The following is a 13,274-nucleotide window of genomic DNA, read 5'->3' on the forward strand; positions in this document are numbered from 1 at the left end:
CTGTTCCTTATGTGGCGGCGGGCAGGGAGCAAGCCGGAGCCTGCCAGAGGGTGTCATGTTCTACCATGGCATTGAGAATAATCACCAGTTTGTGCATGCAGGCCACCAGGGCAACCTTTTTGAGTTTTCCCCGCTGCAGCAGGCGCTGGTAGTAATCGCGAATGACCGGATTATGGCGAGTGGCGACTAACGCGGCCATGTAGAGGCCTGTGCGCACGGTGGCTCGACCGCCGCTAATCATCCGCTTACCCCGCATCTGGCCGCTATCGCGGTTGAACGGGGCGAGGCCACACAAGCTGGCTAGGCGCTTCGCTGAGATCTGTCCTAACTCGGGGAGTGAGGCCAAGAGGAGCCCCGTCGTCACAGCCCCAATACCCGGCACACTGGTGAGGATCTCGCGGGTGCGCTGCCACTGATCGCTCTGGGCGATGAGCTGCTCAATCTGGGTATCGAGGTCTTGGATCTGTTGCTTGAGCCAGTCAATATGCTGCTCAATGCTCTGACCCGTCCTGGCTCGTGCTGAGCGTTGCCGGGCTTTTTCGGCACTCATCATCTCGACGAGTTGCTGCCGTCGCGTGACGAGGTCTTGAAGGTGTTGACTGGCCTCACTCGCCATCGCCCGTACCTCTGGACGGATGGCATCGGCAAAGTGAGCCAACACCTCGGCATCAATTTTGTCTGTTTTAGCCATGCGCCCCGTGGCCCGGGCAAAATCACGCACTTGACGTGGATTCACCACAACGGCGGGCCAGCCCTCCGCCATCAACGTTCGCGCCGCCAGGGCTTGATAGCCCCCGGTCGCTTCCAGCACAATCAGACTCGTCTCGCGACGAAACGCCGTTAACGCCTGTAGCAACTCTCTTAAACCAGAGTCACTGTTGGCCACCTGAACGCTTAATCCAAGTGGACGGACGTACACATCTAAGGTGCGCTTGGATACGTCAATGCCAACCCATTGATGCGCTTGTGATAGTTCAGTCATGGTTGTATCCACCCGTGTAGGAGGTTAATCTGACATCACTCGTCCTTGCTCGATACGGAGTCTAAGCTCCTGGCGATTTTGCGAGTTAACTTCAGAGGTGTGCAGCGACCCATGCTACGTTCGGTTTTGGACAACCTAGGGTGGGACGGTCTGCCACACACCTCTAAAGATACAAGGGTGGGTTAGGCAGCACCTCAACCTTGCGACTGTCCCCTTCTCCCTGCCTGACGCAACCCACCGTCCCCCCATCCCGAATATCCCAACAAGTTGTGTTTTGTGACGGATTGGGAGTGCGATCGCAGTCCTCCCAATCCAGAAAGTTAGAATTCAAAGGCGAATTCCTTGAAGATCCCCCCTGCCCCCTTGTGAAGGAGGTAACGGATGCGACTCCTACAGCAAAGATCTGGGGGAGCGATGCCAACCAAAGCCCGTCTTATCGCAACGGGCAACGACGTAATCTTGATAAATACTATGGTTCAATCTGCACCTCAGACCCCAGCCAACACCCTGCCCGCCGACAGCTACGTGGTGGTGGGTCTGGCCACCTGCTACCTGCGCCACGAGGGCGAAACTGTCGAAATTCAGGTGCTAGAGCCAGTTCCCTCGGCCTACCTCCAGTCGGTGCTTCAAGGCATTCCCACCTCCTACAGCGTCATCTGCGGGGCCACTTTGGCCCAAGCCCAGGCTCTCGATCTGCCTGAAATCGCGGCGGCCCCGGCCCAGCCCTGCGCTGATTTTGAAGAGCGTCTCCAGGCCGCTGCTCGCACCTACCAGGCTCGGCCTGAATCAATCAATCTGGTACCTGTGGGTACCCTCAAGCGCGACCTTAACTATTCCACTGAGCGCAAACGGGTGCTCAACAGCCAGCGCAAAATCTCTAAAAACGACAACGTTAAGCAGCACAAATACACCCACGAAGTGCTGTAGAGACTTAACTGAAGCTAAGTACCGTCCCCTCCTCGGAGGGGTGCCCGGAAGGCGGGGTGGGGTGGGTTGTGGCAGAAGTCAAACCCACCCCTACCCCTCCCAAGCGGGGATATTCAGTCAGTTCTCCCAACGTTTTTCTGCGGCAATCCGCATTAAATTGGCACGATCGATCGCTGGCAGGTCGGGCAAATGCCGTGGATCAGCAGCTGGCAGTCGAGAATGTGGTAGCCGGAGCGATCGGCGGTTTTAGCCCCTACCTTGAGCACCGAGTCGTTTTTAAACTCGATGGTTTTGTTGCACCGCACGCAGATCAAGTGGTGGTGGTGGTGGGGTGCGGGCTGGTTGATTTCGTAGCGCTTTTGGCCCTCGGCTAGCTCTAGCTCGCGCAAGATGCCCATGCGGGCCATCAGCTTCAGGTTGCGGTAGATAGTAGAGAGGCTAATCGGTTCGCCCTCTTTTTCCAATAGTTCGCAGAGATCTTCAGCGCTCAGGTGAGTGCTCTCAGGCAAATTCTGGAAGGTTTTGAGCATGGTCTCTCGCTGGGGAGTCATGCGCCAGCCGCGCTCATTGAGCTCGGCTTTTAGGGCTGATGGAGTGTAAGCCGCCACAGCGTGGTTCCTCTCCGCTAAATTTCAATAACTGGCTCTTAATGAGAATAGTAACGAATTCCCTGGCGTATTTGCAATAATTTCTTGCTATTGAGAATGACTCCGAAGACTGCGTTAACTGTCTTTAGATTTCTGATGAAAATTGGCCCTGGCGGCGAGCAGCGGCAACTAGAGTGAGCGCTGCCAGGGGAGCGGTGACAGCCCGCAGAATGTGCGGCCCAAGGGAAACGGGCTGAAAGCCTGCCGCGATCGCACCCTCCACCTCTGCCCCAGTCCACCCCCCCTCTGGCCCAATGGCAACCACGACGGGCAGGGCAGGATCGCTAGCCTGAGCCACCGCCAACAGGTGAGGTGCATCGCCCCGAGCTACACAGATCCACCGATATCCTGTCGTGGGCTGCTTGAGGTAGTCCCGCCAGGGCAAGGGGGGCAAAAGTTGGGGCAGCAGCAGCCGTTCAGATTGTTCAGTGGCTTCGGCGGCAATGCGCTGCCAGCGCTCTAGCTTTTTGGGGTTGGGCTGGTGCAGGGTGCGATCGCTAATCACCGGCTGTAGGGTACTTACCCCCAGTTCGGTAGTTTGGCGCACCACGTCGTCAAAGCCGCTGCCCTTAGGCAATGCGATTGCCAGGGCGATCGGAGCCTGCCTGCTCTCTGGTAAGGGTGGAGTCGCCACGAGGGTTGCCAGGTCAGACTCCGTCGTCAACGTCGCAATCCACTGCTGCCCCTGCCCGTCGAGGGCAACAAACTGCTGCCCTGCCCCCAGGCGCAGCACCCGGTATAGGTAGTGCTGCTGGCTGCTGCTCAGGCGCAGCTGATCAGCCACCACCTGGCCAGGTTCAACCATTAACCGCTGCACAATCCCTCCTGCCCCTCAGCTAGCGCCTTAAACCTTACCCCTTGCACCCCGAACCGCTCCTGAACCTGCCCCCATAACTAAGGCCCCCAGCTCGAAAGCTGGAGGCCTTGGTTTTTTAGAGGTTTCAGTATAGTACGTCCCATATAAGAACCTTGCGGCTCATGACTAATGTAAGCGAATCTACGTAAAGAAAAGATAAGTGCCCCATGAAGCTTCCTTATAAGTTTTCCGTGTATTCGCCTAGGGCACTGTCAAGTCAAGCCGTTGGAACATCTCGTGTTCGTCTGTTCCAGGGGCTTGAAAGCCCCCTTGCTAAGGGGACCCTGCTCATAGCCCAAGCACCCCTACCTCGTGCTGACGGGGTACGATGTCGAGCACATCGAGCTGCGCACAATATTTGAGGTCAGCTTCGTTATTGAGGCGCAGCAGGCGCTGGCCGTGGCTGGCGTAGTGCATGAGATCTAGCAGCTGATCTTGCCACTGGAGGTAGAGGCTGACAGCGGCGATCGCCGCGTCATTTCCCGCCAAATCTTTAAACGTTTGCCCGGTCGCCGCAATGATCCCGTGAACGATGGCCCCAGCACAGACCGTGTCTTCTAAGGAATAGGTGCCCTCCCAACCAGAGCCCACCAACCATACGGTTTCAGGGTTTTGGCTGAGCAAGAAATTGACCACAGCCTGGCGGGTGGTTAGGGCGGCGGTAATGACCGTCGGGGCGTGCTCGATGCGCTTGAGACAGCGGGTGCCGTTGGTGGTGCTCATAAACAACCGCTTGCCCCCGGTGCGCTCAGGGGAATGGTCGAGGGGTGAGTTGCCTAGGTCGCAGCCTTCGACTTTGCCGCCGCCCCGTTCGCCCGCCCGCAGGCGTTGGTCGGTGGGCCAGGCGGCGCTCACGCTTAACAAACTATCGATGTCGCTAAACACCTGAATGGCTTCTGCCCCCGCTGCGAGGGCAGCGGCCATGGTGGTGGTGGCCCGTAGCACATCAATGGCGATCGCACAGTCCGGGGCAGAATCCGGCCCAGCGTCCGGTGCATCCTGCTCAGGTACTTCTTCGGGAGTGTGGAATAGAAATAACTTCACGGCTTAGGAGTTTCTTTAGGACGTAATAACCAAACCTGGCATGACTAACCGGGGTGGCAACACTTCATTCTATGCGGGGAGTTGCCCGATTTCGCAAAAAAAGGAGCGCTCCTAGGAGTGCCCCTTAGCTTGTGATTCTGCCGTTAAGCAAGTTGGCAGCCTAGGGCAGCCACTCCAATACCGCTTCGTCTTTGGTGTTGGTGTGGCGCGAGGGGGTAGCGCGATCGAAGGTCATGTGAACAGCGCGGGTCTGTTCGCCATCCGCTGCTACCGCCATAATCGGATAGTCAATGTTGCCATCTTGGAAGGACATTTGGAACCGGAAGGTGCCATCGGAGTTGAGCTTAATCGGCTGCCCCCCAATGGTAACGGTGGCATCGGGCTCGGTAGCGCCGTAGACGATTAGCTCAGCATCGGCCACCAGCCAAAACTTGCGGGGGCGAATGGGGGGAGCCGACGCCGAGAACCCAGCCCCCGACATGGTCAGCCCAGCCCCCGACATGGTCAGTCCGCTAAAGGCACCGATGCCCGACATGGTGGGCACTCCAGCCATGGCCCCTGGCGCAGCCCCAGGAACAGCCCAGAGCCCAGCTCCAGACGGGAACACGTAGGAGCTGACCGCTTTTTCGGGAGCCATCGAACCGGGCACGTGGGAACCCGGCACATGCTGCATGGAGCCAAACAAAGAACCGGCGACCCGCTGGGCCTCGGTCGATTGGGTCATGGCATAAACTTCGTCGTAGATGGCGTTGGCGCTCTCGGCAGCGCGCTGGCTGGGATGCTTCAGGGTGATCAGGGTCTGGCCGCGCAGGTCAGCCTGCCAGTCGACGGTCAGAAAGTGATCTTCGACCCAGTCGGAGGGGTAGACAGGGGGAATGTGAACCGGCAGCGACCGGGCCAGCACCAGCCAGCGGCCATCGTTGCAGAGGTAGCCGATCTCGGCCACATAGTCGCGATCGCTCACCGGAATGGGCAGATACCACTCCCGTGCCATTTCATCGCATTCGTACTGTTGCAGACTGTGAGGGGTCTGACGCAGAAGATCCATGTCGGTGACGTCGTAGAACCGCAGTGCCAAGCGCGATCCGCCCTGACGTCGCAGCTCATCTTTGTGAGTGTGGGGAATATCCCAATAGGCGTAGGCCCATTGGGGGTCGCGGGGCATAAGCACAATGCGGCTTTCGCCGTAGCCACTGGGCAGGTCAGCCAGCCCTTCATCGACGGTAGCCAAAACTTCGACCGAGGGTGGTGTGGGGGCTGTGTAGACTGGGGTAGGGGCGACGGTAGCACTGGCCATGGCGGGCACAGCTGTCGATACTGTCGTCGGCACTGCGGCTGGCACCGAGGGGGTGGCGGTTGTTGCTGTCCCTAGACTGCGCTTGGCATCGATGGCCTGAATTGCTGCAATCAGCTCAGTTTTGCGCATCCGGCTGTAGCGAGACACTTCGTATTCGCTGGCCACCTTGCGGAGCTGCCGCAGGGTCATTTCTTCTAAGGGCAGGCGGGGCGATGGCATAAGGCACTCTCCTCTAAAGACCAAGACGACTGAAAAGACTGATCACGGCAATCTCAACCCATCGAGCGCAGCCAGATGCTCGGCGACAAGTGCCCAGCGATCCCCATGGGCGATCCCCAGGTGGGCTTTACGATCCCGGTGGGTTGCCAGAGCCAGAATTTCTTGACTGAGGCACCGGTTGGGGATCAACCGTTGGTCTGTAATATGACAAAAACCACGCCTGGGATCAAGCCCCTGACAAGGCTTTTCTCGACTTCTCTGCGAGGTTGCAGGGGTTTGGGGATCAATTTGTCATGCTTTCCTGACAAATTGATCCCTCTGCGTATTATTGCGTCAGGGATTTTTGACATTAGCGATCGCACTGGTACCCCTGTTTACTAAAAGCAGGCGGGTTAGACCACAGCAATGGGAAGTTTCCGCAGGATGGCTCTGCCCTTCAGTAGATGGGGTGATTAGCTAGCCTCATCGGGACAACATCCCTGCTAGAGTTTGGGGATGCGTTGGTCATGGGTAGGTAACACATCGTTGACGGGGGCCTCTCGTGGGGCACCGGCCCTAGCCGGTGTAGGCCAGGGCCAGGATGACCGCGCATGTCTGACCCCGCTGCCGTTCGTTATTTTCGTTATTTCAGTCGCCTATGTCCTCTGATCCTGCTCATGCTCCCGACTCTGGGGCTTCAGTGAATGCTTCTGGTGATCCTTCTGGAGCCAGGGGCAGTCGCCTGATTAGTCGGCTGCTGCCGCCGGCCATTCGCCTGTGGCTGCACACCCAGCTCGACCATATTGAAGGGCTAGAGTTTGCGATCGACGGCAAAGATCGACAAATTTTGGGGGGCTACCTGCCGGGGGTCACGCTGGTTGCTCGCCAGGCGGTATACCGGGGGCTGCATTTGAGTCAGGCCCAGGTGAGTGCAGCCGATATTCGCGTCAACCTGCCCCAGGTACTTCGAGGTAAACCGCTGCGGCTGTTACAGCCTTTTCCGGTAGAGGGGCAAGTGACCATGCTGACTGCCGATCTGCGGGCATCGCTGCAATCCTCTCTGCTGGGCCAGGGCCTGCGAGATGTGTTGACCCAACTGCTGGCGGGGACTGATCCCGCCGTTTCTCTCGATCCGTGGCTAGGCGACGAGCAGGCCCACGCCGCCGTAGACATCGCGCTAGAGACCGATCGCCTGACGCTGCGCTGGCCGGGGCGATCGCCCTTGGCCGAGGCCCTAGAGCTAACCACAGGCCTGATCATGCAGGATGGGCGGTGGCTGTGCCTGCGTCAGCCCGTGATGCGGCGACTGCCCGCGACCGGAGCGCCGTCACCGCCGGTAGCCCTGGCTGACACTGCCTTTGACCTAGGGCCAGAGGTCAATATTCGAGACCTCTCCGTTGGCCCTGAAGGCATTGACCTGGTGGGTTTGGTGCGGGTGATTCCAGCCGATTAAGGGGCTTGGATAGTTGGAATCACCTGCCTCGAGCATGAATAATCCAAGCTAGGCCTTGGCCTGAGCTTTTTTCTCGGGTCGGTTGCGGGGCGGTACAGCTCGGCCTTGGTAAAAGCGTTGTTGTAGCTGGCCAAGCCCCGCCCAAGCAGCGGCAGTGCCCAGGGGCAAGGTGGAAAGCACCGTGGCCGCTGGCCCAGTTATTGCCCCGGTGGCGATCGCCAATGGCAGCACTGACCACCCCACTGCGCTCACCCCCAGCAGCCCCCAGCGGATTGTTTGTAGGCGCTTCAGCGCGGTGCGACAGCTGTGACAGTGCTGGGTGTGAGAGTGGTAGCGATCGAGCAGGGCGGCTTTGGGCAACGCCGGCCCCAGGGCGCGACCGGGGAAGGGGTCGGCGTTAAAGTCGTTGACCCAGTTGCGAAAGGCCAGCACGTAGCGATCGGCCTGGGTAGGCAGGTAGCAGGCCTGGGCGTAGTTCCGGTTTTCGTCGAACGAGGCTGGGTGCAGTGCTTTCTCTAGGATGCGCTCTTGCAGATGTAGAAAAATTTGATCGTCTTCGAGCACGGCATTGTTGCCGATGTGGCTAAACCAGCGGGGCGTGAGGCCAATGATGGTCGCAGGCAGCTTCGACGAAAATTTGAACGGAAAACGGGCAAACAACCGGCACTCACCCTTGCGCATTGGGGTCGCGTAAACCACGGTCATGGTGCGGCCAAACTGCTTCGAGGTGAGGTCGTGATACATCAGCGCCGGGGCGATGAAGGTGGTGTGCTGAGTGCCCAGCTTGCCCTTGCGAGGGCCTTCGGGCCACAGCCCCCGAAAGCCCTGCTTACCCGCCTCCAGCACCTCCATTTCCATAGGGGCAGCGTTTTCACGCTTGCCTACGGTCTGGTGGTGGGTGTAGGGAATGTGGCTGGCATCCAGCACGTTTTCGAGCAGGGTGAGCGCATCGTAGGGCAAGTCTCGAAAGGTATTGAGCACCACCCAGCCGTCGGGCTCTGCGGCCAGGGGGCCAATGATTGGCACCTCAACGTTGGGAGCATTTTGGGCCTGGCCGGGGTAGGCAAAGAGCAGTCCCTGGTGAATGGCGGTGGGTATGGCTTTGGCGCAAGCGCGACCCGACCGATGGGCGTCGCCATCGAGCGGCTGCTGAGGAATGTGGGTGCAGGCTCCGTCGCCGGAGAAGGTCCAGCCGTGGTAGGGGCACTCTAGCTCGCCAGCGGGGTTGACCCGTCCTTCGGAGAGGGGAGCAAGGCGGTGGGGGCATTTGTCTTCAAACACTCGCCAGGCTTCACCTTGGGGGTCCCACCAAATGACGATGTCCCGTTCGAGCAGGGTGAAGCGGGTGGGGGTGGCGGGATCTAGATCTTCGATGTAGGCGATCGGATACCAGGCTTCGGCCCAGTCAAAGCGATTGGGGTCGGGGCCGCCAGCGGCCAGAGGGGAGATAGACCCCGTAGACTGGGGGGCGATCGCAAGGGAAGTCATAGCTATATCCGGGGTACAAACCAACCTCTTTACATTCTGCAACATTTCTTTAGCTATGGGGCTGGCTGTGCCAGGCTAGCGGCAGTGACGCTGGCTAGGGTATCGGCTAAGATCGCTGGACTTAAGCCGACATTGGACGGAGTTATCTCAGCTTTAATTTCCGTTTAATTTGAGTATGGAAGCCCGTTTGGGTATTGATTGCTTCCCCTCTACTGTGTCTTAGCATGACGCGCAATGTGCCGCCCCAGCCTGCTATTAGTCAAAGCCAAATTTTAGGTGCAGTAGCGACCATCGGCGACGCGATCGCCCTAGGCTGCGATCTCGATGAGGTGCTACAGCAAGGGGTCGATCTGCTGCGCCCTCTGCTCGATACCGACCGCGTGGTGATCTATCGGTTTTTGCCCGACGAGGACGGGGTCATTGCCGCCGAATCGGTGGGCTTAGACTGGCTACCCCTGCAAGGCCAGCTGATTTATGACCCCTGCTTTGGGAATGGCTGGGGCGATCGCTACCGCCAGGGGCATGTAGGCATGGTAGAGGATGTCCAACGCAGCAGCCTCGAACCCTGCCACGCTGAGCTGTTGACCCGCCTGCAAGTACAGGCCAATCTGACTGTACCCATCCTGGCTGGCTCCCATCTCTGGGCTCTGCTGATCGCCCACCACTGCCGCAGCCCTCGTCAGTGGAGCCAGTCGGGGCGAGACTTAATGCAGCATGTGGCACATCAGCTAGGCCAGGGAATCTATCAAAATGACCTAGAGCAGCAGTTGCAACTGGCCCAGCAACAGTTGGCCCAGCAACAGCCGCAAAATCGGCGGCTGTCTAGCGAAACTGAGCAATTGTTTCAACTGTTTACCGATCATGTTGAGCAGCTATTGTTCATTCGCGATGCGGTATCGGGGCAGTTTCTCTACGTTAACCATGCCTTCGAGCGCATTTGGGCACAGCCCCGAGCTGCGCTCTACCGCGATCCCGACCTATGGCTGCGTCAGGTGCACCCTGACGATTTACCCCAAGTACAAGCTTCAGTCACTCGCCAGTTTGAGGGCCAATCGGTGCGGCGAGAATACCGTATTCTCCGCCCCAGTGGCGAGGTCCGCTGGATTCAAGCCCATGTGCGGGTGGTCGAAGACGACCAAAACCGGCCCCGCCATCTGGTGGGCTGGGCCGAAGACTGCACCGATCGCAAACAGTTGCAAGCCCACCTGAGGGCCACTGAAGCCATTCTCAGCCGCCGCGTCGGCCAAGAGCAGCTGCTGCGGATGCTGACGGCCCGCATGCGCGAAAGTCTCGATTTTGACAAAATTTTGAGCGCTGCGGTAGCGGGCATTAAAACCGTTTTTAATGCCGATCGGGCAGTCATTTTTGAAATTGTAGCCAATGGCGACCGACGCATTGTTCAGCAGGCAACCCACCCCAACTATGTCACGATTACCGATGCCATGATACCCAAGGGGCCGCTGCCCCTCGATTACCTGCGAAAACTCTGTTCAGGTCATCCTCAGATTTATAACGATATGGCGACGGCACCCTGGACACCGGGAATCGTGGCCTTTTTGGAAAGTGTCGAGGTCAAGTCGGCGATGGTTGCCCCCATTGCCCATCCCCCAGGGGGCGATTCGCGCAGCGATCCGTACCAAAATCGCCAGTTGGTGTGGGGCTTTCTGACCGTGCATGCCTGCGGCCAAGCCCGACAGTGGCAGCCCTTTGAAGCCAATATGCTGCAACATTTTGGCGATCAGCTCACCACCGCCCTGCACCAGGCTGAGCTATACCGCCAGCTCCAGGCCGCCAATCAAGCCCTCGATCGCATGGCCAAGGTAGACAGCCTCACCCAGCTCGCCAATCGCCGCTGGCTCGACGACTATCTAAACCAAGAGTGGCAGCGATTAGCGCGGGAGCGTAAGCCCCTCAGCGTCATTCTTGCCGATGTCGATTTTTTCAAACCCTACAACGACACCTATGGCCATGCCGCTGGCGATCGTTGTCTGGTAGCCATTGCTGACGCCATTCGCCACGGGGTGCGTCGCCCCGCCGACTTGGCCGCCCGCTACGGGGGCGAAGAATTTGCTCTCGTGCTGCCCGATACCGATAGGGCTGGAGCCATTCGCGTGGTGCAGATGGTGCGCCACCATCTGCAAAGCCTGGGGCTGCCCCATGGAGCCAGCCCCAGCGGCAACACCATTACCCTCAGCTTCGGCATTGTCACGGGGGTGCCTTCCCCTAACCACTCCGCCGAAAGCATGCTCAAAGCCGCTGACCAGGCCCTCTACGCTGCCAAAGCTGCCGGTCGCAATCAATATCAGGTGTTTCGGCGCAACGCTTAGAAAAAAGGCTTAGAAATCCAGAATTTGAGGTCAGCCCCAAGGGGGTGACTTATGCTAGTGAGCAGACATAGGGAAACCCTAGAGCGGGTTTGAGGTACTGGGTTTCAGGTATCAAGAACGGTTGGCTGACTTGTGCCGCAGGGTGCTAGGGGGCAATGAGAGGGCGAATTTGCAGGGCCAGATAGCCCCCTATGGTGAGGCAGACCGTTGCAGCTAATAGGCCTTTGCTGGCGATGAAGTGCAGCCGAGGCCACAGGTAAGCTGTGGCGATCAGCACTAGCCCTAGCTCTACTGTGGCCCCCAGCAGGCCAAAATGATCGGCATCGTAGTACGACACCGGGCTAATCACCCGCACCGCACTGAGGGGCCAAAAATGCTGGTGGGCATCGTCGTGGTGCAGGGGCAAATCGGCTAGGTGGTGCAGCACCATACTGGCCCCCAGACAGCCGAGACCAGAGCCAAGCCAAAGGGGAGTGAGATAATAGCCCAGGGCTACCACTAATAGCCCCAGGGGGATGGAGTTACCCACGGCAAAAATGGCTTGCCAAGGCTGACTATAGTAAACCTCACTCCAAATGATGTGCTCGGGTAACTGCTGCCACCTAGCCCAGCCGTAGAATACAAATAGAGCGGCATCGGGAATCAGCGCACCGATTAAGATTGGCCAGGTCATAGTTGGGGCCAGCGGGCGGCGCAGCAGAGCTAGGTTGAGAATCAGGTGACTGGGAGTATTCATAGGGCCATGGTACAGCGACCGATCTACCTCGACTGCCACGCCACTACCCCCGTTGACCCTCGGGTGCTAGAGGCAATGCTGCCCTTCTTTAGCGACCATTTTGGCAACCCCGCTAGCCTCACCCATGTCTATGGCTGGGAGGCCGAGGCCGCAATTGGGCGATCGCGCGAAACCATTGCGGCTGCCATCAACGCCAGTCCCGAAGAAATTGTCTTTACCAGCGGGGCCACCGAGGCCAACAATCTGGCGATTAAGGGCATCGCCGAAGCCTGCTTTAGCCGGGGGCGGCACATTATTACTGTGCAGACTGAGCACAGTGCGGTGCTCGACCCTTGCCGCTATCTAGAATCCCTGGGGTTTGAGGTCACCTACCTGCCCGTGCGTCCCGATGGGCTGCTAGATCTAGAGACGCTAGAAAAAGCCTATCGAGATGACACGGTGCTGGTGTCGGTGATGGCCGCTAACAATGAAATCGGCGTACTGCAACCCCTGGCCGAGATTGGGGCGCAATGCCGCGATCGCCAGGTTTTCTTCCACAGTGATGCGGCCCAGGCGATCGGCAAAATTCCCCTCGATGTGCAGGCGATGCAGATCGATCTGCTGTCGCTGACCGCCCACAAGGTCTATGGCCCCAAGGGCACCGGGGCGCTCTACGTGCGGCGACGCCCTCGGGTGCCCCTGGCGGCCCAGCTCCACGGGGGTGGGCACGAACGGGGGCTGAGGTCGGGCACGCTGTACTCGCCCCAAATTGTCGGGTTTGCCAAGGCCGTCGAGCTGGGGCTGGCCGAACTGGGGGCAGAGAGCGATCGCCTAATTGACCTCCGTCAGCGGCTGTGGCAGGGCCTGCAACCCCTGGGGGGCCTACACCTCAATGGCCACGCGACCCAGCGCCTGCCCGGCAACCTCAACCTCAGTATTGACGGGGTAGATGGGCAGGCCCTGCTATTGGGGTTGCGAAGTCTGGTGGCCCTATCGTCGGGGTCGGCCTGTAGCACGGCCAGCACTGCTCCCTCCCCGGTGCTTACCGCCCTGGGGCGGACCGATGCGTTGGCCTACGCATCGCTTCGCTTTGGCCTTGGACGGTTTACCACGGCGGCTGAGATTGACGCGGTGGTGGCTGGGGTTATTGCCACGGTAGAGGCGCTGCGCCAGGGCGCTTGAGGGCCCCTCACTGCTGTCAGGCTGTATTGCTAAACCTTCATCACTTCTACATCACTGTCTACGTTCCCCTCGCAGAAGTACTGATTAGATTAGGCATAATAAGCGTTAGCTTTGGGGCTAGGGGCATTGGCCACGATTCACGCCATGTCCAAGCCTAG

The 13,274-nt window shown here is 59.1% G+C and carries 11 protein-coding genes; 4 read left to right on the forward strand and 7 right to left on the reverse strand.

All coding sequences use genetic code 11. From position 1 onward, the window contains the following. Positions 1–7 precede the first annotated feature (7 nt). Complete coding sequence (locus RRF56_RS10950) at positions 8–982, reverse strand: IS110 family transposase (RefSeq protein WP_317033747.1); 975 nt, start codon at positions 980–982, stop codon at positions 8–10. A gap of 471 nt (positions 983–1,453) precedes the next feature. Between RRF56_RS10950 and RRF56_RS10955 the strand changes: the two genes are divergently transcribed. Further along, positions 1,454–1,909: a hypothetical protein gene (locus RRF56_RS10955; RefSeq protein WP_317037680.1), complete on the forward strand. Its 456-nt coding sequence runs from the start codon at positions 1,454–1,456 to the stop codon at positions 1,907–1,909. A gap of 152 nt (positions 1,910–2,061) precedes the next feature. Here RRF56_RS10955 and RRF56_RS10960 read toward each other — a convergent pair whose 3' ends face one another. The 4 genes from RRF56_RS10960 to RRF56_RS10975 all read right to left on the reverse strand — a co-directional run bounded on the left by RRF56_RS10960 (position 2,062) and on the right by RRF56_RS10975 (position 5,972). Then, positions 2,062–2,517, reverse strand: a complete 456-nt coding sequence (locus RRF56_RS10960; protein WP_035985320.1) for a Fur family transcriptional regulator — start codon at positions 2,515–2,517, stop codon at positions 2,062–2,064. Positions 2,518–2,641: 124 nt separating this feature from the next. Further along, positions 2,642–3,361: a 16S rRNA (uracil(1498)-N(3))-methyltransferase gene (locus RRF56_RS10965; RefSeq protein WP_317037681.1), complete on the reverse strand. Its 720-nt coding sequence runs from the start codon at positions 3,359–3,361 to the stop codon at positions 2,642–2,644. 339 nt (positions 3,362–3,700) lie between these two features. Beyond that, on the reverse strand, positions 3,701–4,456 hold the full coding sequence (locus tag RRF56_RS10970) for a 2-phosphosulfolactate phosphatase family protein (protein WP_317037682.1): 756 nt from the start codon (positions 4,454–4,456) through the stop codon (positions 3,701–3,703). Between the two features lie 160 nt (positions 4,457–4,616). Further along, positions 4,617–5,972, reverse strand: coding sequence for a DUF4912 domain-containing protein (locus tag RRF56_RS10975; protein ID WP_317037683.1), 1,356 nt, complete (start codon positions 5,970–5,972; stop codon positions 4,617–4,619). 637 nt (positions 5,973–6,609) lie between these two features. On the opposite strand from RRF56_RS10975, the gene RRF56_RS10980 reads away from it, so the two are divergent. Next, a complete protein-coding gene (locus tag RRF56_RS10980; protein ID WP_317037684.1) occupies positions 6,610–7,404 on the forward strand; it encodes a DUF2993 domain-containing protein in 795 nt (264 codons plus the stop codon). Between the two features lie 48 nt (positions 7,405–7,452). Here the strand turns inward: RRF56_RS10980 and RRF56_RS10985 are convergent, their stop codons facing one another. Beyond that, a complete protein-coding gene (locus RRF56_RS10985) occupies positions 7,453–8,892 on the reverse strand; it encodes a Rieske 2Fe-2S domain-containing protein (protein WP_317037685.1) in 1,440 nt (479 codons plus the stop codon). 224 nt (positions 8,893–9,116) lie between these two features. Here RRF56_RS10985 and RRF56_RS10990 point away from each other — a divergent pair, with 224 nt between their 5' ends. Further along, complete coding sequence (locus RRF56_RS10990; protein ID WP_317037686.1) at positions 9,117–11,219, forward strand: diguanylate cyclase domain-containing protein; 2,103 nt, start codon at positions 9,117–9,119, stop codon at positions 11,217–11,219. A 145-nt stretch (positions 11,220–11,364) separates the two neighbouring features. On the opposite strand, the gene RRF56_RS10995 is transcribed toward RRF56_RS10990, so the two are convergent. Further along, the gene (locus RRF56_RS10995; protein ID WP_317037687.1) at positions 11,365–11,955 is read right to left on the reverse strand and encodes a hypothetical protein; all 591 of its coding nucleotides are present in this window, start codon (positions 11,953–11,955) and stop codon (positions 11,365–11,367) included. A 6-nt stretch (positions 11,956–11,961) separates the two neighbouring features. Here RRF56_RS10995 and RRF56_RS11000 point away from each other — a divergent pair, with 6 nt between their 5' ends. Beyond that, the gene (locus RRF56_RS11000; protein ID WP_317037688.1) at positions 11,962–13,116 is read left to right on the forward strand and encodes a cysteine desulfurase family protein; all 1,155 of its coding nucleotides are present in this window, start codon (positions 11,962–11,964) and stop codon (positions 13,114–13,116) included. Positions 13,117–13,274 lie beyond the last annotated feature (158 nt).

It is taken from the genome of Nodosilinea sp. E11 (assembly GCF_032813545.1).
In the GTDB taxonomy this organism is placed as follows: domain Bacteria; phylum Cyanobacteriota; class Cyanobacteriia; order Phormidesmidales; family Phormidesmidaceae; genus Nodosilinea.

Bases quoted from the DNA above. Each gene is read 5' to 3' on its own strand.
- RRF56_RS10985 (WP_317037685.1), bottom strand. From the start codon at position 8,892: ATGACTTCCCTTGCGATCGCCCCCCAGTCTACGGGGTCTATCTCCCCT.
- RRF56_RS10950 (WP_317033747.1), bottom strand. From the start codon at position 982: ATGACTGAACTATCACAAGCGCATCAATGGGTTGGCATTGACGTATCC.
- RRF56_RS11000 (WP_317037688.1), top strand. From the start codon at position 11,962: ATGGTACAGCGACCGATCTACCTCGACTGCCACGCCACTACCCCCGTT.
- RRF56_RS10975 (WP_317037683.1), bottom strand. From the start codon at position 5,972: ATGCCATCGCCCCGCCTGCCCTTAGAAGAAATGACCCTGCGGCAGCTC.
- RRF56_RS10995 (WP_317037687.1), bottom strand. From the start codon at position 11,955: ATGAATACTCCCAGTCACCTGATTCTCAACCTAGCTCTGCTGCGCCGC.
- RRF56_RS10965 (WP_317037681.1), bottom strand. From the start codon at position 3,361: ATGGTTGAACCTGGCCAGGTGGTGGCTGATCAGCTGCGCCTGAGCAGC.
- RRF56_RS10955 (WP_317037680.1), top strand. From the start codon at position 1,454: ATGGTTCAATCTGCACCTCAGACCCCAGCCAACACCCTGCCCGCCGAC.
- RRF56_RS10980 (WP_317037684.1), top strand. From the start codon at position 6,610: ATGTCCTCTGATCCTGCTCATGCTCCCGACTCTGGGGCTTCAGTGAAT.
- RRF56_RS10990 (WP_317037686.1), top strand. From the start codon at position 9,117: ATGACGCGCAATGTGCCGCCCCAGCCTGCTATTAGTCAAAGCCAAATT.